Below are 17840 nucleotides of genomic sequence, written 5' to 3'. Positions count from 1 at the left end.
TTTACTTTTTAAGCGTGTTAACGAGTTGTTTGTATATTAAATATTAAGGTGAAAGTTATGATTGGTGTACCTCATGTAGCTTCTTATTATGCTGCATCGGCAAATAATACAGTAGAGAGGGAGCCACTGGCTGATCATATATCATCTGATGTGTGCGTGATTGGCGCGGGTTATACAGGGTTGTCGACGGCGCTACATCTTGCTGAGTTGGGGCTAAGTGTGACGGTATTGGAAGCTGCTCGAATAGGTTGGGGCGCTTCAGGTCGTAATGGTGGCCAAATCGTTAACAGTTTTAGCCGCGATATCGATGCCATTGAAAAAGTGGTTGGTAAAGAGAGGGGAAAGATGTTCGGTGAAATGGCGTTTGAAGGTGCTCGCATTATTAAGGACGTAATCCACAAATACCATATTCAATGTGATTTAAAGCATGGAGGCCTATTTGCAGCGCTTAATTCTAAGCAGATGCAGCACCTGACAGCACAAAAAAAACTGTGGGAAAAACATGGGCATGTTGATCAGCTCGAACTGCTTGACGGCAACGATATCCGCTTATGTGTTAATTCAGAGCGCTATATTGGTGGTTTACTCGATAAGAGTGGTGGTCATATTCACCCATTGAACCTGGCGTTAGGGGAAGCTGCTGCAGTTGAATCACTAGGAGGTAAAATCTTTGAAAATTCCGCTGCCATTAGGATTGAACAAGGAGCGAATCCACTTATCGTTACCGCTAAAGGCTCTGTTAAAGCCAAGTTTGTTGTGATTGCTGGTAACGCCTATCTCAATAATATTATGCCTGAGTTGCAGGCTAAGTCGATGCCTTGTGGGACGCAGGTATTAACTACGGAGCCATTAAGTGATGACTTAGCGAATCATTTATTACCACAAGATCACTGTGTTGAAGATTGTAATTACCTGCTTGATTATTTTCGATTGTCGGCTGACAAGCGTCTTATATATGGAGGAGGAGTCGTATATGGTGGCCGTGATCCTGCCAATATTGAGGCGATTATTCGTCCTAAGATGTTAGCCACATTCCCACAATTAACAGGAGTTAAAATTGACTTTGCTTGGACTGGAAATTTTCTACTGACCTTGTCTCGCTTACCTCAAGTGGGGCGCATCGGTGGAAATATTTATTATTCTCAAGGCTGCAGTGGGCACGGTGTGACCTACACTCATTTAGCCGGGAAAATTTTGGCTGAAGCAATACATGGACAAGCGACCCGTTTTGATGCTTTTTCACATTTACCACATTATCCATTTCCTGGAGGGCACATGCTTAAAGTGCCTTTTAGTGCTATTGGCGCTTGGTATTACACTATGCGTGATAAATTGGGAGGTTAGCTAACTTCTATTTTGATAATTTATTGCCACATTGAGAGACTATTTTACGACTTTAATAAACTACACTTTTGTGCAAACTCACGCAAAAATATCCCTAAGTATTCTAAGTCAGTTTCTCTTTTTCCACTGACCGTAGCTTGATTAGTTGGCTTTAATTTCACCAAGCATGATGTATTGAGGTCCTTCAATTCCGCCTAAAAGCGTATCTCCTGTATCAATAAAACCCCCCTTTTGATAACAACGCCGAGCGCCATCATTTTTACAGTTTACGGTTAAATAGATTGTATTATAAGCAGGGTAATGTGCTTGTAGATAAGGAAAAAGGGCTTTTACAGCATTAGAGCCTATACCTTTCCCTTGTTGTTTAGCATCAATCACAAACGCTCTCAACCCTACTCCTGTGTCTGAACAAAAATCGTATACAGATGAATATGCTGTATCAATTTTAAAAAAGCCAACGATGGTATTATTTAACTTAATAACATGAAGATGGGTAGTGTCATTATTATCAGATAAAAAATCTTTTGCTGTTTCTGCAAATTTAATTTGTGTTTCAGGTAAAGTAATTTTTAACACTTTAGATAGATCGCATTCTTGTAGCTTTTCAATAGTCAACATTTACGTTTCTCACCTCTATACCGTGAACATTATGTTCTAAGGGATTTTACTCATTAAGAAGCCGCAATGACTAGCGACCACCTGACACATCCAATATCGAACCTGTAATGTAAGACGCTTTATCTGACAGTAAGAACATGACGGAATCAGCCACTTCAGAAGCTTGCCCCGGCCGTTGCATTGGAATGGCACTTTTTATTCGTTCGATACGATTTTTTTCACCAGCTTGAGCATGAAACTCGGTATCTATTAGTCCAGGACTTACTGCATTAACCCTAATACCTTCATCGGCAATTTCCTTAGCTAATCCTATTGTTAATGTATCAATAGCGCCTTTGGAAGCTGCATAGTCAATATATTCACCAGGCGATCCTAAACGAGCTGCAATGGAAGAGATATTAATGATGACGCCACCCGTGCCAGATTGTTTGGTTGACATACGTTTAACTGCCTCACGAGAACAATAAATTGGCCCAAATACATTGGTGGAAAATACGCGCTCAATTCGCTCTTTGGTATAGGTTTCTAATCGTCCTTGATTAATGGCAATTCCAGCATTATTGACTAAGCCCCAAAGATTGCCAAATTCTCGGTCTATATATTGAAATAGCTGAATGACGTCTTTCTCATTGCCGACATCAGATTGAACCGCTTTGACTTTAATGCCTGTTTTAGTTAGCTCATGAATTAAGCTATCTGCGGTATCTTTATCGTTAAAATAAGTAATACAAACATTAAAACCTTGTTTAGCAGCTAATCTGGCAATGGAAGCTCCGATCCCACGGCTCCCCCCTGTAATTAAAATTGTTTTGGTTTTTTGTTGAACAGTAATAACAGGCATATTTTCTCGTTATGATGCACTTTAAATATAGATGTGTAGAAATCAAACTTTTTTTGTTTTATTTTTAATATTTTTAATGGCTTAGTGGTGTTTAGTAAGGCGAGCTTAGAGGGCATTACTTTATCATTTAGCCATCAAAAAAGCACTGATGTTGTGTTTTTTTATGTTGTTATTTGGTTTCTATTGATGGTTTATTTGTTAGCGAACAAAACTGGCCTTCACCTCGAATATCCATGTTGAGTACCGATATACTTCCCAACACTGTGATTAAAGCAAAGGTCATTAAGAATACATGGCGGAAAACTCTGGTTTTTCCGACAGCAGGGTTATCCCAGCGATAAAGCATACCTACAAATGTCATAAAAATTAAGATTAAGGTGAGAATGAGCATAGTGTCAAAAGATAACCAAATATCATTATTAATTGCCGAAGCATTATGTTGGTGGGACATCTCATCATTCCTTAGTCAAAAGTGGCTAGTGCCTTATTCTTATTATTGTAAAATGGAGCTAGCTGGCTTTTTAATTTTGTCGACAACCATATCAATATCACATTTTCAGTTATAATATACCAATATGTAGAAATTGGTAGCTGGTTTCTTGATATTATGTTCTTGAATGATGTAAACCTAAACTAACTAATGGTGTTATTGATGTGAACGTCTGTTCGTTTGATAAACTAAGGATAATGAGTGCGATTGGTCTGGTTGAAACAATTGTCGTTCAGCAAGATAAGTTCGGTTATATTGTCACCTTTACTAGTAGCGATGAAGAGTGGACGGTGTCTGATGCTAAAGGAAACGTTAAGCGGTTTAAAAGTGCTGATACAGTGTTTATTTTTTTGAAAAAAATAGGGAAAAACAATATCATGGTGAAGCTCTGTGACGATTAAAGTTTACCCATATAAGGAGGATATGGGGAGCGTTATTCAAAGGAGTGATATGTCGATTAAGATGGTGATATCAGCTGATTCAGTGCATTTTTACGGAGTGACAGCAAAAGGTGAAAATGTCTTTTTCGTCACCAAAAGAGGAGGGGTTGCAACATTCAAAAGTATTTCAGCTTGTCATGATTTCATACGTAAATTTTTACCAGCAAAAAAAATTGAGGTTGTTGTAGATGAGAGTGTTGAGAGACTATAAATTAAATAATGGATTGGTCACTCTATCGAATGTATTCTTTGATCCAATGGCTGAGATAGATAATGATTGTTACCCATTTATTGATGCATTGGATAGAAAAGTTGTGTTACCGGGACAGTGCTGCAATGGTAATAATCAGTTGCATTATGCATTACTTCTTGATCATTGCTTTAGTTTAGAGCTCGTTGAGCTAAGTCCTAAGTTAAAAGAACAGCCCAATGCGAAAGGTCAATATCCAGTGCATTTTGCTGCTTATCATCAATCAAGTTTGATTCCTTTTATCCCCAATATAGCCTCATTACAAGATAATTTTGGATTTACACCTTTGCATATTGCTGCTGAGAAAGGACATTATCAGCACATCAATGCATTGATCGAGCATAATACTTTGAATGTTTTTAATGCATCAGCTTTGCATTGGTCATCAAAAAATACTGAGAGCAATGCACAGCCTTGTTTCCTAAATCGAGGGAACCTTTTGCCGTTAGCGTGATCTGATCCCTAAAGATAGCTATACGGAAGCTGAAAAGTGGGAAAATCTAAACATAAAATAACCAATTGGTCTCAGTACAATAAGGCGTTGATTAATCGAGGCTCACTCACTTTCTGGATTGATGAGCAAGCAATTAAGTCTTGGTATTGTTGTGAACACCACGGGCGTCGTGGTCGAGGGTTCACTTACTCTGATGTTGCTATTGAAACAGCACTCGTTGTGAAAGGCGTTTTTAACTTGTCATTACGAGCACTTGAAGGATTCACCAACTCTGTATTTCAACTTATGGATGTGCCACTGACCTCACCAAGTTATAGCTGTATAAGCAAAAGAGCTAAGACTGTTGAGATCAACTATCGAGCACCGAGTCGTGGCTCTGCGGCACATGTTGTGATTGATTCAACAGGTCTGAAAGTTTATGGAGAAGGAGAATGGAAAACGCGTAAGCATGGTAAAGAAAAACGCCGTACTTGGCGAAAGCTACACCTTGCAGTGGATAGTAATACCCATGAAATTGTGTCAGCTGAAATAAGCTTAGTTAACGTTGCCGATAATGAAGTATTTCCCACATTACTTAACCCATTAAGAAGAAATATAACTCAAGTCTCAGCTGATGGTGCCTATGACACTAAGGCATGTCATAAACTACTTCAGCGCAAAGGATGCAAGCCAACTATCCCTCCGAGAAGTCATGCTGGATATTGGGAGGATGACCACCCCAGAAATGAAGCAGTAAAAGCACTCAAGGCTAACCAATTAGCGCAATGGAAACAGGATAATGATTATCATCAGAGATCACTATCAGAAACAGCGATGTATCGATATAAACAGTTAATTAGTCCAAAACTGAGTCTTCGGGATTATAACGCTCAGGTAGGTGAAGCGTTAGCGGGTGTTAAAGCAATGAATAAAGTCATAGGGTTAGGAATGCCAGTTAGGAAACACGCTGCCTAATTGGGTGAAACACCTTGGGTTGCTGCGTTTAGAGTCGAGATTTGAGCAACAACGCCGCAATGCACTGCTGAGAACGAATAAAATTATCTTTACGAGAAAGCTTTATCAACAAAAATCTCAGTTTATTAGCATTGAAAATGCGATTGATATGACTCCTTTCGACTGGATGGAATCCACGATGTCAGGTAAAGAAATTAGTTACATACTGAATTTATAGAGGGGTAGAATAGAATGTTGACAGTTAAAAAATTTGAAAAAATAGGTGAAGATGAACGTGGTAAGACGTGTTGTTTTAATGTAAAGGATTATGGGGCTTTTATCTATATCACTAGATTCGAAGGAGTGCTAAGCGGGAATAGCTATCATCAAGGTTTGAACTTAGGGACTAAAAATAAAACATTTGTGTTGTTGAGTGGGGCTATTTTATTGAAATATAGAAAAGTGGGTGAGACTGATGTCCATTCACTAGAAGTCAGAGAACCATCAGTGATCGAGATTGAGCCTTTTACAGTACATAACATTTTGGCTCAAACGGACATTGTCATTTTAGAAAACAATTCGCTTGAAGATATCAAAAATGACGTGGTTAGGGAGCAGGTGTAGTTCCTTAGTTTAGAGTCAATGTTGCAGACAAACTAATTTCATTTAATTGATTATGTATCCGTTTCTATTTGATTGTGTTGTGGGAAATAGTCTAGGTTACTATAAAAAGCATGGGATTTTTCACCAAAACCAAACATAACATCTATGTAGAGCGCTTCATCTGTTGGTGGGCTAGCCATTTTCTGTTGGTCTGATATTTTTCGTTGTGCTTCAGGCGGGAAGCGCCAACCTTCGTCAAGTGCTTCTTCGAATAAGTATTTTATTGTTCCTAGTGCTAGTATAAAAGACTGGTAGCGACTGTCACTTGGAGTGTGAGACTCATAGTTTCTATGCCCTTTAAATATCACATGGCTTCGCCATAGTTCTTGATCTTGTTCAGGAAAAAATACCTGAGCTGAGAATATGATTTTTACTTCACCTTTTTGCAGTTCAATTGTTTCTTCAAGTGAGGGTATTATGTGGTTCATATATTGTTCAAATTATCTCATAATACTTTTTATATTACACAGAAAAACAATGTAATTCATATTTTTATACGATGAATCATTTTTCATTTTAGAGGGATTATGATGATCTATCTAAATCAAAACGGGTGAAATAGGTCATATTAATTCAATACATGAGGAAAAAGGTGAAGTATGCATACTTCACCTTTTATGTTTACATCAATGGTAATTTTTTTGATGTTTAATCGCCTTGTTCAACACCGGCTCGATTGATCAAAAATTGAGTCAGCAAAGGAACTGGACGTCCGGTTGAACCTTTATTCGCACCACTATTCCAAGCGGTACCTGCAACATCTAAGTGTGCCCAATTGTACTTTTTAGTAAAGCGTGACAAGAAACAAGCGGCAGTGATCGCACCGCCAGCGCGACCGCCTAGGTTAGTCATATCGGCAAATGGGCTCTCAAGGTGTTCTTGATACTCATCCCACAAAGGCATGCGCCATGCACGATCACCACTTTGCTCTCCTGCGTTTAACAGTTCATGTGCGAGTGGGTTGTGCCCAGAAAACAGACCAGATGCGTGCTTACCCAGTGCAATAACACAGGCTCCGGTTAGCGTTGCTGTATCAATCACGAGTTCAGGATCGAAGCGATCAACATAGGTTAATACATCACAGAGCACTAACCGACCTTCGGCATCGGTGTTTAATACTTCGACCGTTTGCCCCGACATTGTCGTGAGAATGTCGCCTGGGCGGTAAGCATTGCTAGAAGGCATATTTTCACAACCAGCAAGAATACCGACAACATTGATAGGTAATTTCATTTCACAGAGGGCTTTCATCGCTCCAATCACACCTGCTGCGCCTCCCATGTCGTACTTCATTTCATCCATGGCTTCACCTGGCTTAAGTGAGATGCCACCGGAGTCAAACGTGAGGCCTTTACCGATTAAGACAATGGGCTTTTGAGTGCTGTCGAGTGCACCTTTATATTCCATAATGGTCATAATGGATTCGTTATCACTGCCACGTCCGACGGCTAAATAAGCGTTCATGCCTATTTTCGCCATTTGCTCTTCACCGACAGTTGTCACGGTTAGCTCTTCACTGACTTCAGCTATTTGACGTGCTTGTGAAGCTAGGTAGGCGGGGTTACAGATGTTCGGTGGCATGTTAGCGACATCACGGCAAAGTTGCATACCTGAAGAGACGGCAATACCGTGTTCAATTGCCCGTTCACCGACAGCCAATTCTCGACGAGTGGGGACATTGAAAACTAACTTACGTAGGGGACGACGAGTTTCGTCTTTGTTGGTTTTTAGTACATTGAAACTGTAAAGGCAGTTTTGTGTGGTTTCAACTGCTTCACGTACTTTCCAATAAGTATCACGACCTTTAACATGCAATTCAGTTAAAAAGCAAACGGCTTCCATAGAACCTGTTTCATTAAGCCTTTTAATGGTGTTTGTGATAATTTGCTTATATTGGCGTTCATCGAGTTCACGCTCCTTCCCACACCCAACCAGTAACACACGTTCACTAAGCACGTTTGGTACATGGTGTAAAAGTAGCATCTGTCCTGGCTTTCCTTCCAAGTCACCGCGACGAAGTAGATTGCTGATGTATCCTTCACTAATTTTATCAAGCTGTTCGGCAATACCAGATAAACGTCGAGGTTCATATACGCCAACGACGATACAAGCCGATCGTTGTTTCTCTGGACTACCGCTTTTAACGCTAAACTCCATGAGCTCTCCTAGATTCTTAAAGACAAATATTATTATTTATTAGATAATGTCTGCTTGCGCCCAAGCGGGCCTGAAATTGGTACACCAATAGTTTGTTTTTAGGTGTTTTTCTTGCCATTTTTAGTTGATAGCTGGTTACAAAACTACCGAAACTAGACAGTCTACATGAAAGTGTGACTGACACCAGCATAATTATAAGTTTAGAGGTTGGATCCTGCCTGTGATTGTATTTAGATACTTGATTCGAGAAGTTTTAAAGGCACAAATAGCGGTACTTTTTGTATTGTTAGCTATTTTTATTAGCCAAAGTTTTGTCAGTGTATTGGCAAATGCCTCTGACGGGGATTTTCCCACCTCATTAGTCTTGACTCTCTTGGGGCTCAATTTACCTGAGCTATTAGTCTTGGTCCTTCCTTTAAGCTTATTTTTGGGTATTTTAATGGCCCATGGCCGTATGTATGCTGAAAGTGAAATGGTGGTATTGCATAATGTAGGTGTCAGTGAGTGGTACATTACTCGAGTGACACTACTTTTAGCAGTAGTCAATATGTTGATAACCGGAGTACTTTCTGTTTATGTTAAACCTTGGGCTGAAGAGCAGCAAAATCAGGTATTCGAGCAAGGACAATCTGAAGCAGGTTTAGCGGCAATAACTCCTGGGCGTTTTCAAACTAGTTCTAACGGTAGGGCTGTACTTTTTGTTGAGAAAATTGGCCGCGATAACGAATTGGATAAGGTGTTTGTTGCACAGTTGCCGGATCCGGAAGCTGAAGTTGGACTGAGCCATATCGTGGTTGCCCAAGGGGGTAAGGTTATTGAAGACGAAACCGGCGGGCAACGTTTACAGCTCCATAATGGTGTGCAGTATCAAGCAACAGCTAAGGAAGTTAATTTTCAAGTGATTGAGTTTGGCCATTATCAAATGGACATAAAAGATCAAGAGATCAACGAGCGTGGTCTTGAACTGTCAGCACTCCCTTTGAAAGAATTAATGGCGCTAGAGGGGCCTGAGAGCAATGCGGAATTTCACTGGCGTTTGGCTATCCCGTTGTCTATTCCTTTGCTGACGTTAATAGCAGTGCCTATGGCTCGTGTTAATGTGCGCCAAGGAAAGTTTGCTAAAATGTTTCCTGCTATTTTACTGTATCTTGGTTATTTTGGCTTGATGATTGCGGGAAGAAAAGCGCTAGAGGATGGGGTGATACCCAGCTATTTTGGCATGTGGTGGATCCATTTGTCAGCCTTGTTTTTTGGAGGGTTACTCCTAGGTAAAGAGCGAACTTCAGGCATTAAATTCACAGGGCTTTTTAAACGTAAGCAAGGTGTCGCATGAGAATTTTAGATTTCTATATTGCCCGCACTTTGGTCAGTACTTCAGCCTTGTGTTTACTTATTCTTACTGGGTTGTCGGGCATTATTAAGTGGGTAGACCAGTTACGTGTAGTGGGCCGTGGAACGTATTCGATGGTCGATGCTGGGATTTATGTTTTGTTTTTACTCCCACGAGACATAGAGATGTTTTTTCCTATGGCAGTGCTATTAGGTGCCTTGATTGGCATGGGGATGTTGGCATCAAATTCTGAATTAGTGGTAATGCAGTCTGCAGGGTTATCAAGGTTTCAAATTGCATTATCGGCGATGAAAACTGCGGTTCCATTAATGCTTATGATCATGGTACTCGGAGAGTGGGGAGCACCGGAAGCAGAGAAAAGAGCAAATGAACTTAAGGCGATGAAAACATCTGGTGGAAGTTTAATTAAATCCAGTCGTGGAATTTGGGCTAAAGATGGTGATCTTTTCGTTAATATAGGTGAAATTGAAAATATTAATCATCTACGTAATATTACGTTGTATGAGTTTAATGAGACACTCTCACTGATCCGAACTATCCATGCTGAGCGCGGTATTTTCTCTAACGATCATTGGCGTCTTATCGATGTTAGGCAAACCGATTTGACTGATGAGAAGATAACGTTAACTGATTTAACCTTATATAATTGGCAATCGACCTTGACGCCAGACAAACTGAGTGCGGTATCCGTTAAACCTGAGTCCTTGTCGATACAAGGTTTAATGGATTATTTAGATTATTTGAAAGTGAACAATCAAAATTCAGTTCGCTATGAATTGGCATTGTGGCGAAAGTTCATGCAGCCAGTGACTGTGGCTGTGATGATGTTGGTGGCACTCTCATTTGTCTTTGGTCCGTTAAGAAGCGTCACTATGGGTGCTCGAGTTCTGCTGGGGGTTATTGCAGGTTTTATTTTTTATATTAGTAGTGAAATTTTTGGCCCTATGACATTAGTTTATGGACTGCCAGCTTATATTGGCGCCATGATGCCAGCCTTGATATTCAGTGCTGTGGCGATTTATTTTATTAGGAAATAATATTAGCAGCTTGTTTTTTATCGATGCTTTTAATGGTTATAAAATAACGTTATCTTGTGTGAGTAAAAGGCTTTAAAGCCGTTGTTGCTCAAAGCCTTTAGGATGCGACGGGGATTATACCCCGTGCCAGTTGCGCATTTGGTTCGCTGCTTTAGAGAGAACAACGACTTCAGAGCGAGTCATCATATCTTGTAAAGCAAGTTTATCACCATTAATTAAGATCCACAGATTTCCGATACCAAGTAGTGACCAGATCACTCGTGCTGATGCAGTAATAAAACTCAGGCTTTGTCCATTAGGATGTTGTACCTTCAATCGCCAAGCTCTCATGCCTAATGTTTGTCCGCCATGGCTCCAAAAAGCGATATAAAACAGGCTAACACATAGTACTATCCAAGATTGATATATCGCCTTGTATAAAGGCGTTTGATTGAGTAAATCGGATACATGCTGAGTATTACCCATATCGATAACATCATAGTAAACTAAGCCAGTAAAAGCACCAAATCCAATGGCACCAGCGATCATATAAACGGCAACGGCGAGTAATAAATCATACGTGATAGCACCGCAACGGCGAAAGAATCCTGCACGAGGACAATTTGCATGTTCACTATTTGGCCTTGAACTTTTCTTCATGGTTAGTTCTCTTTAGGATCATCTTTAATGTAATAGATATCGGTAAACCCCATTTTTGTAAATTCTTTATCTCGAAAATCTCGAGCTGCAGACTTACCTTTTGATGTCATCACCACTTGCTGTTCCATCATGTGGTAGCGAGTGAGGTCAACTCCCTCGGCTGCTGCAACAGCTTCATGTATGTTATTAAACTTGTCATAGGCAAAGTTTATCTCTTTAGCCTGTTTCTTGTATTTGTAGGTAATTCTACGAGCCATAATGTTCTCTAACTAATCATTAAATACGGAGCTAAACTTTCATTAGCTTGAATAAGACATAATACGTTATTTGAGATGCCTTTGCTCTAGTTAGCGTCTGAAATATTCAGGGGTTAAGGTTCACCTGCCGCTTGTTTTACAAGATCATCACTTAATAGCAAGCATGATAAGATATGATGTTCATGCCAATCAAATATGACTTGTATATTGTCTTGTGCGATTAAAGTGTTGAGTAAGCCTGCATAAATGATAATGTTAAAGCTATTATGATATTATTTTGTTACATATGAATGTTAAAGCTAATAATAATAATGAATATATACAATAATGACTGGTTTGTGATCCCTAAGCCTAACCCCAACTCAACGTTGACTCTTATTTGTTTTCCTTATGCTGGTGGAAGCGCTCAAGTATTTATGCAATGGGTTAAGGCTTTACCTGCCAACACTGAAGTTGTGATCATACAAGCGCCTGGTCGTGGTGCTAGGATGGGTGAACTTGCATATTCTGATATGAATTTGTTGATTAAAGAATTGATTAAATTTATTCCTCCTTTACTTGATAAGCCTTATGTTCTTTTTGGTCATAGTTTAGGCAGCCGAATCGCATTTGAGCTAATGAGCCAAATAAATAAATTAAGACTAACATTACCGAAGCATTTTATAGCTTCTGGAAGTCGAGGCCCGCATCTTAAATCGATAAAAAGATCAGTCTATCATTTACCTGATAATGAATTTATTAAAGAATTGGAAGAGTTAAACGGTACCCCTAAAGCGGTATTGGAGAATAAAGAGCTGATGGAACTTTTTTTACCTTTACTAAGAGCTGATTTTGAAATATCGGATAGATATTGTTATCAAGAAGATGACAAGTATGCTGTCGATTTGACGGTACTTGGAGGTGAAGATGATACCATTACTTTCGAGACATTAGAAAGTTGGGGAGATTTTTTTACACAAGAAAAAAAGGTAACTTTACTTAAAGGTGATCACTTTTTTATCGATAGCCATAGGGATCTAGTATTGCAACAGGTTAGCAATATACTGGAGTTAACGACCAAATCGGTGAAAAACGACAGTTCATGTGCGATGAGCTCCTGATAATCAGTAATGATATTATGATGAGATCTTAGGTGACAAATTCATCGGTTAAAAATGCACATTTTAGTAACATCGCTTCTCCCACTGTATACGGTGTGGTTAAAAATTAATCCTTAGTTTGTTTTTTATACGCTTTTAAATCAAAAAGCTGGGCCACTTATTGCTCGCTGGGCCAGATCTTGCTCAGCTCTGGGCCATATATGGCCCAGCCAATATTACCTATTTTATCTTATTATTTAAATTCAACATCTTAACTAGTTGGCGTTATTCTTGCTTTATACTATGTCTATCGCGACGACGTGTATCGTTAATTAACTGTTAACAAAAGGAATTGCAATGCCAGCACCATGTTATATCGCCATCAAAGGTGAGACCCAGGGCCACATCACAGCTGGAGCCTTTACCGCCGATCCTGTCGGGGACATTTTTGTTGAAGGAAATGATCGATGAGCGATAAGCAGGAGTTTTATAACTATATCGATAAGCAAATGAGTCTCTTTCCTGAGCTATTAACTGAATATCGTACCGAAATTGATAGCTGGTATTTTAATGCTGCCGATGCAGTGAGCGAAGCCGCCGATATTCGCTCTTTGGTTGGTATGGACAAAACCCTCAAAGCGGGTGATCAATCGACCACGGTAGGCAGCAATGATGATGACTATAGTGTTGAGGTTAAATGCCCGTTAAACGGTATATTAGAGATTGAAAGCGCGTTTGAATCTACCCAAGAAGTACCCCTTGGTAATATTCCTGTGTGGTTAGAGACCAGTGGTGAAGCAAAACGTCAAGTGATGCTCGATGCACAAGGTAAGGCGAGTGTGGCCGACCTCACTCCCGGCAAGGAGTATACGGTGACTGTGGATCACCAAGTCACTCAAGCGGACATGGATACCTTATTTAGCCATTATGACGCCATTAATGCCGATCTGCTTGCCTGGCTTGAAGGTAAATGGCAGGGTTTTAAACCTCAGTGGGAAAAATATTTTAGCACCTCAGCGTCAGCGCTCGCCTTAGACATGGTCGCAAGCTTTGCTGATGGCATATGGGATGCCTTAACCGCGCTGTGGGATGGCATTGGTGAGTTGTTTGAACTATTGCAAGATCCTGAAAAAGCCTTAGCCCTGATAGCAGATGTGGGCAATGATGTCGTCAGTGCCATTAAGGCGGCGCCAGACTTGGCTGCCAAAGCCTTGTTATTTGCCTCGGACGAAGCTGGCTTGTATTTATTCTCTCGTGCTGCAGTCTTGTATCTGTCGATGTTGCCATTAAACGAGATATTTAATGAGCTGGCGAGTTTAACCGGTGATGTGTTGGCCAATGTATTATTGGCTATTCTGGGTGGTGTGGTCATTTCACTGGTTGCCACGCCAGTGGTTGGCTTGGCGTATTTCTCTATTAAAATAGGCACAAAACTTAAAAAATATTTAGGCAGGCTCTATATTCTTATCGAAGAGTCACTGGAAGAGGTGTTTGCTTTAGCTGAAAAACTGATGACAGGTTCATCGGACAGCCTCAAGTTGGTGGCGGTCAATGGCAATAAGTTAGGCAAAGCCAAAAATGGCACCTTGCTGCTTAAAACCGAAAATGTGGTGCAAAGTGAGCTGAAGGTCGCCAGTAAAATTCCCGATGAAGGCAAAGTGGCCAAGAATGCCAATGATAAGCCGACCCAAGAGGCTGAGAAAACGAAGTGTGATAAAGATCCTATTTCCATGGCCACTGGCGAAGAGTTATTGTCATTGCAAGATGGCCAGTTACCGGGGTTATTGCCCTTTGAGTGGACGCGCCTTTATCGCACCAGTGCGGTGGAGTCGAATCATGGCTTAGGCTTTGGTTGGTCACATAATTTATCCCATCGCCTCAGTGTTGAGGGTGACGAAATTGTGTGGCACAACAGTGAAAGCGCCCAAATTCGACTGCCTAAACCGAGCCAAGACTTACCCATAATCACCAATCGCATGGCGGGCGCGGCGGCCTTTTTTGGTGGCGAGCACAGCATCATTATTCAAAGTGAGGCCGGGCTGTATTATCACTTTGCTATGGGAGGCGATATCAATGCGGCCTCACAAGGACTGCTCACCCAAATCAGCGATAAATACGATCATCGTTTAGTGATCGGCCGTGATAAGGACAACCAAGTTGTCAGTATTACCAACGAGTCGGGACTGCGTTTTGCGCTGGTGTATGGTGATGATGAGCTGGCCCATTTAATTTCTCACGTTGAGCTGTACCATAAAAAAACCGTCCAAGACGATGAGCAATGGGTGTTTATCTGCACGCAGATCAGTTACCAATACAATGAGGCTCAGCAGCTTATCGCGGCGACGAACGTGCTGGGTGACACTGAGCGCTATCGCTATGACGAGCAACATGTTATCCAAGCGCGCACCTTGGCGGGCGGGGCTGAATTTAGTTGGCTGTGGCAAGGGGAAGGCAAGTCGGTACGCGCGGTGCGACAATGCAGTAATTTGCCAAATATCGATACCCAATATGAATGGGACGACAGCAGTAACACTGTCACCTTAACCAATCACTTGGGTCACAGCCAAGTGTACCAGCACGATGATAATGCGCGGCTGGTAAAAGAAGTCGATGCCGACGGCGGTGAATACCTTAAACGTTATGACGACAAGGGGCGCTTGGTCAGTGAAAGCGATCCCTTGGGCAATACCACTCAGTTGGTGTATAACCAGCAGGGTGAAATGACGGCTAAAATCGCCCCCAATGGCGAGCCAACCCAATTTAGTTATAAAAATGGCGAGCTGGTGAAGGTGCGCCAAGGCAAGGCGGTATGGCAATATCAACGTGACGGCCATGGCAATATTACCCGCCAGTGCGATCCCATGGGGCAAGTGACTGATTATACTTATAACGACCATGGTTTGCTTAAATCTATCCGTTATTTTGACAAGAGTGAGCACAGCTTTAGCTGGAACTTAAGTGGCGAGCTGATTGATGAAACCACGCCGCAAGGTGAGGTTATCCGCTACCGTTATGACATTTTGGGCCGCTTGCGCCGTCGTCAAGACAGTTTAGGCATTGCTGAAATGCACTATGACTTAGGCGGGCGCTTGACTAAGCAAGTGCTGCCAGGTGGCAAAGTGCGCCATTATGCCTATAACGCTTATCATAAACTCACCTCGTTTACCGATGAGCAAGGGCGCTGCACCCGCTATGAATATCAAGGGTCGTCGCATTTATTGGGCCGTAAAATCAACCCAGATGGCAGCCAAGTCAATTATGGCTATGACAATCCGTTTAACTTTTTAAGTGAAGTGGTTAACGAGCGCGGTGAGCGTTATCAGATAGAGTATTCGCCTACTGGCCATGTGAGCCGAGAGCTGAGTTTCGATGGCCGAGAATGCCTGTATCAGTACGACAAACACACCCAACTTATCGCCAAAACCGAGCGCGCTGCCAATGCTAATCATAATGTACATCACTTAGCCACCAGCGACTGCAAGCATGATCATCATGCTAATGGCGACCTAGCAGCCAGCGTACCCGTAGAGTTACGCACCGAATACGCTTACGATCCGCTGGGCAATATGACGGGCAAAACCTTAAGCGATGGCCAGCACATCGATTATCGTTATGACGAGCAGGGTCGCTTGATAGAGGCCAATGATGGTCAATGGCCGTTAGTGTATCGCTATGATTTATGTGGCCGCTTGATAGAAGAGCATCAAGGCTGGGCCAGTTTAGGTTATGGCTATGACGACATGGGCCGCATGAGCCACATGGTGCTGCCTGACGGACAGCGCATCGATTATGGCTTTAATCGCGGTTTACTGAGCGAGATTACGCTCAACGGTGCCCAACTTAGCAAACACGAATACCAAGCGACGGGTTTAGAGGTCAGCCGCCAGCAAGGGGCACTCAATAGTCGCTATTATCATGACGAGCAGGGCCGGCTTGCCGAGCACCGACTCAGCCAGCAAGGCCATGAGAAACTGCATCGACGTTATCATTACAGCGGCGCAGGCAACTTAACCAAGACTGAGGACAGTCAGCGCGGCGAGACGCAATACCAGTACGATCCCCTCGATAGATTAGTGGAGGTGCGCGGCGGCATCGATGAGCAGTTTGGCCACGATCCGGCGGGTAATTTACTGCAAGATAAGCGGGTCAACGTTAAGGGCAATCAACTACTTTTTCAAGGTGACAGCCACTTTGACTATGACGGCTTTGGTAATCTTATTGCCGAGCGGCGTGGCAAAGACAGCCAGCAAATCACACACTACAGCTATGACAGTCAGCATCGGCTCATCGAGGTACGTAAACCCGACGGCAGCCATGCTCGTTACCGTTACGATGTTTATGGCAGACGCATCAATAAAACCGTTACCGACAAACGCGGCCACAGCACCAGCACCGACTTTATCTGGCAAGGCGATAAGCTATTAACCGAGTCTGAGGTCAGCACGCGAGCCAGCAGGAAAGCACAAGCCAATGCGGGTCAAGCAGCGTATGAGCCACGCTATCAAACGTACTTGTACGAATATGGCAGTTTTAAACCGCTGGCCTTAATCACAGGTGAAGGGATTGAAAACAGCCAAGCTTATTTCTATCAGCTCGACCAACTGGGCACGCCATTAGAACTCACTAACCAACAAGGCGACATCGTCTGGTCGGTCAGTTACCAAGCTTATGGTAACGTCGCGTTGCAAACGGTCAATGAAGTCGATAACCCCTTAAGGTTTCAGGGGCAATACTATGATAATGAGACTGGCCTACACTATAATCGCCACCGTTATTACAGCCCCAACACAGGCCGATTTATCACCCCAGATCCGATAGGACTTGCAGGTGGACTGAATAACTATCAATATGTGAAGAACCCAACGGGGTGGGTGGATCCGTTAGGGCTGATGCAGTGTGAGGTTCAGTGTCCGGGGAAGAAATGGAAAAGACCAGATAAATATTTTGAAACTAGACGAGAAGCATTTAGGCAAGTCAAAAAAGATGCAGGTATACCATTGAGTGCGCAAGCTAAAGTCAAAAATGTAGAACTCACGGATGCATCAGGCATACCGATGTTAGACGAAAGTTATAAAAAAATACAGACTAGAGAATATCACTTTACAAATATATATGATGAAAAAGTTGTTATACAAGAACACAGCTTGGGTCATAGTGATTTTCCAGGTTCGGCTTCTGAAAAACCTCATTTTAATGTAAGGGAATATGATGAGATAACAGGAAACGCTCATAGAAATAGAACATTACCAAGAAAAAGTGTTGCATTACATTATGTATTTAAATAAGG

17 protein-coding genes are annotated in these 17840 nt (G+C 41.9%); 10 read left to right on the top strand and 7 right to left on the bottom strand.

Translation table 11 applies throughout. From position 1 onward, the window contains the following. Positions 1-57: 57 nt before the first annotated feature. Complete coding sequence (locus HQQ94_RS17930) at positions 58-1344, top strand: FAD-binding oxidoreductase (RefSeq protein ID WP_173295699.1); 1287 nt, start codon at positions 58-60, stop codon at positions 1342-1344. A gap of 141 nt (positions 1345-1485) precedes the next feature. On the opposite strand, the gene HQQ94_RS17925 is transcribed toward HQQ94_RS17930, so the two are convergent. The 3 genes from HQQ94_RS17925 to HQQ94_RS17915 form a co-directional block, all read right to left on the bottom strand. Further along, positions 1486-1962 (bottom strand): GNAT family N-acetyltransferase, encoded by a 477-nt coding sequence (locus HQQ94_RS17925; RefSeq protein ID WP_173295698.1) that lies wholly within the window; start codon positions 1960-1962, stop codon positions 1486-1488. A 70-nt stretch (positions 1963-2032) separates the two neighbouring features. Next, positions 2033-2803, bottom strand: coding sequence for an SDR family oxidoreductase (locus HQQ94_RS17920; protein WP_173295697.1), 771 nt, complete (start codon positions 2801-2803; stop codon positions 2033-2035). A gap of 169 nt (positions 2804-2972) precedes the next feature. After that, complete coding sequence (locus tag HQQ94_RS17915; protein ID WP_173295696.1) at positions 2973-3254, bottom strand: hypothetical protein; 282 nt, start codon at positions 3252-3254, stop codon at positions 2973-2975. 236 nt (positions 3255-3490) lie between these two features. Between HQQ94_RS17915 and HQQ94_RS17910 the strand changes: the two genes are divergently transcribed. The 5 genes from HQQ94_RS17910 (at position 3491) to HQQ94_RS17890 (ending at position 5994) form a co-directional block, all read left to right on the top strand. After that, positions 3491-3694, top strand: a complete 204-nt coding sequence (locus HQQ94_RS17910) for a hypothetical protein (protein WP_173295695.1) — start codon at positions 3491-3493, stop codon at positions 3692-3694. Between the two features lie 49 nt (positions 3695-3743). Then, positions 3744-3944, top strand: a complete 201-nt coding sequence (locus HQQ94_RS17905; protein WP_173295694.1) for a hypothetical protein — start codon at positions 3744-3746, stop codon at positions 3942-3944. Next, positions 3922-4437, top strand: a complete 516-nt coding sequence (locus tag HQQ94_RS17900; protein ID WP_173295693.1) for an ankyrin repeat domain-containing protein — start codon at positions 3922-3924, stop codon at positions 4435-4437. Before HQQ94_RS17905 ends, HQQ94_RS17900 begins: the two co-directional genes overlap by 23 nt. Before the next feature lie 36 nt (positions 4438-4473). Then, a complete protein-coding gene (locus tag HQQ94_RS17895) occupies positions 4474-5391 on the top strand; it encodes an IS5 family transposase (protein WP_173293111.1) in 918 nt (305 codons plus the stop codon). Between the two features lie 231 nt (positions 5392-5622). After that, positions 5623-5994, top strand: coding sequence for a hypothetical protein (locus tag HQQ94_RS17890; protein WP_173295692.1), 372 nt, complete (start codon positions 5623-5625; stop codon positions 5992-5994). A 50-nt stretch (positions 5995-6044) separates the two neighbouring features. Here the strand turns inward: HQQ94_RS17890 and HQQ94_RS17885 are convergent, their stop codons facing one another. Both HQQ94_RS17885 and pepA read right to left on the bottom strand, forming a co-directional pair. After that, positions 6045-6461, bottom strand: coding sequence for a hypothetical protein (locus HQQ94_RS17885; protein ID WP_173295691.1), 417 nt, complete (start codon positions 6459-6461; stop codon positions 6045-6047). A gap of 220 nt (positions 6462-6681) precedes the next feature. Continuing rightward, entirely contained in the window at positions 6682-8190 is a 1509-nt protein-coding gene (gene pepA / locus HQQ94_RS17880; RefSeq protein ID WP_173295690.1) for a leucyl aminopeptidase, read from the bottom strand. A 220-nt stretch (positions 8191-8410) separates the two neighbouring features. On the opposite strand from pepA, the gene lptF reads away from it, so the two are divergent. Continuing rightward, positions 8411-9523: an LPS export ABC transporter permease LptF gene (gene lptF / locus HQQ94_RS17875; RefSeq protein ID WP_173295689.1), complete on the top strand. Its 1113-nt coding sequence runs from the start codon at positions 8411-8413 to the stop codon at positions 9521-9523. Continuing rightward, a complete protein-coding gene (lptG, locus tag HQQ94_RS17870; RefSeq protein ID WP_173295688.1) occupies positions 9520-10578 on the top strand; it encodes an LPS export ABC transporter permease LptG in 1059 nt (352 codons plus the stop codon). Before lptF ends, lptG begins: the two co-directional genes overlap by 4 nt. A 114-nt stretch (positions 10579-10692) precedes the next feature. Here lptG and HQQ94_RS17865 read toward each other — a convergent pair whose 3' ends face one another. Together HQQ94_RS17865 and HQQ94_RS17860 are read right to left on the bottom strand one after the other, a co-directional pair. After that, the gene (locus tag HQQ94_RS17865) at positions 10693-11217 is read right to left on the bottom strand and encodes an RDD family protein (protein ID WP_173295687.1); all 525 of its coding nucleotides are present in this window, start codon (positions 11215-11217) and stop codon (positions 10693-10695) included. Between the two features lie 2 nt (positions 11218-11219). Beyond that, on the bottom strand, positions 11220-11474 hold the full coding sequence (locus HQQ94_RS17860) for a DUF2960 domain-containing protein (protein ID WP_173295686.1): 255 nt from the start codon (positions 11472-11474) through the stop codon (positions 11220-11222). Positions 11475-11785: 311 nt separating this feature from the next. On the opposite strand from HQQ94_RS17860, the gene HQQ94_RS17855 reads away from it, so the two are divergent. Both HQQ94_RS17855 and HQQ94_RS17845 read left to right on the top strand, forming a co-directional pair. Continuing rightward, positions 11786-12574 (top strand): thioesterase II family protein, encoded by a 789-nt coding sequence (locus HQQ94_RS17855; protein ID WP_173295685.1) that lies wholly within the window; start codon positions 11786-11788, stop codon positions 12572-12574. 446 nt (positions 12575-13020) lie between these two features. Next, complete coding sequence (locus tag HQQ94_RS17845; RefSeq protein ID WP_173295684.1) at positions 13021-17838, top strand: RHS repeat-associated core domain-containing protein; 4818 nt, start codon at positions 13021-13023, stop codon at positions 17836-17838. Positions 17839-17840 lie beyond the last annotated feature (2 nt).

The organism is Shewanella sp. VB17 (assembly GCF_013248905.1).
Taxonomy (GTDB): domain Bacteria; phylum Pseudomonadota; class Gammaproteobacteria; order Enterobacterales; family Shewanellaceae; genus Shewanella.
Note: the sequence above shows the minus strand (reverse complement) of the source record. Positions and strands in the feature narration are given on the sequence as shown.

Bases quoted from the DNA above. Each gene is read 5' to 3' on its own strand.
- HQQ94_RS17910 (WP_173295695.1), top strand. From the start codon at position 3,491: ATGAGTGCGATTGGTCTGGTTGAAACAATTGTCGTTCAGCAAGATAAG.
- HQQ94_RS17930 (WP_173295699.1), top strand. From the start codon at position 58: ATGATTGGTGTACCTCATGTAGCTTCTTATTATGCTGCATCGGCAAAT.
- HQQ94_RS17915 (WP_173295696.1), bottom strand. From the start codon at position 3,254: ATGTCCCACCAACATAATGCTTCGGCAATTAATAATGATATTTGGTTA.
- HQQ94_RS17900 (WP_173295693.1), top strand. From the start codon at position 3,922: ATGAGAGTGTTGAGAGACTATAAATTAAATAATGGATTGGTCACTCTA.
- HQQ94_RS17855 (WP_173295685.1), top strand. From the start codon at position 11,786: ATGAATATATACAATAATGACTGGTTTGTGATCCCTAAGCCTAACCCC.
- HQQ94_RS17925 (WP_173295698.1), bottom strand. From the start codon at position 1,962: ATGTTGACTATTGAAAAGCTACAAGAATGCGATCTATCTAAAGTGTTA.
- HQQ94_RS17890 (WP_173295692.1), top strand. From the start codon at position 5,623: ATGTTGACAGTTAAAAAATTTGAAAAAATAGGTGAAGATGAACGTGGT.
- HQQ94_RS17865 (WP_173295687.1), bottom strand. From the start codon at position 11,217: ATGAAGAAAAGTTCAAGGCCAAATAGTGAACATGCAAATTGTCCTCGT.
- HQQ94_RS17860 (WP_173295686.1), bottom strand. From the start codon at position 11,474: ATGGCTCGTAGAATTACCTACAAATACAAGAAACAGGCTAAAGAGATA.
- HQQ94_RS17885 (WP_173295691.1), bottom strand. From the start codon at position 6,461: ATGAACCACATAATACCCTCACTTGAAGAAACAATTGAACTGCAAAAA.
- HQQ94_RS17920 (WP_173295697.1), bottom strand. From the start codon at position 2,803: ATGCCTGTTATTACTGTTCAACAAAAAACCAAAACAATTTTAATTACA.
- lptG (WP_173295688.1), top strand. From the start codon at position 9,520: ATGAGAATTTTAGATTTCTATATTGCCCGCACTTTGGTCAGTACTTCA.
- HQQ94_RS17905 (WP_173295694.1), top strand. From the start codon at position 3,744: ATGTCGATTAAGATGGTGATATCAGCTGATTCAGTGCATTTTTACGGA.
- pepA (WP_173295690.1), bottom strand. From the start codon at position 8,190: ATGGAGTTTAGCGTTAAAAGCGGTAGTCCAGAGAAACAACGATCGGCT.
- HQQ94_RS17845 (WP_173295684.1), top strand. From the start codon at position 13,021: ATGAGCGATAAGCAGGAGTTTTATAACTATATCGATAAGCAAATGAGT.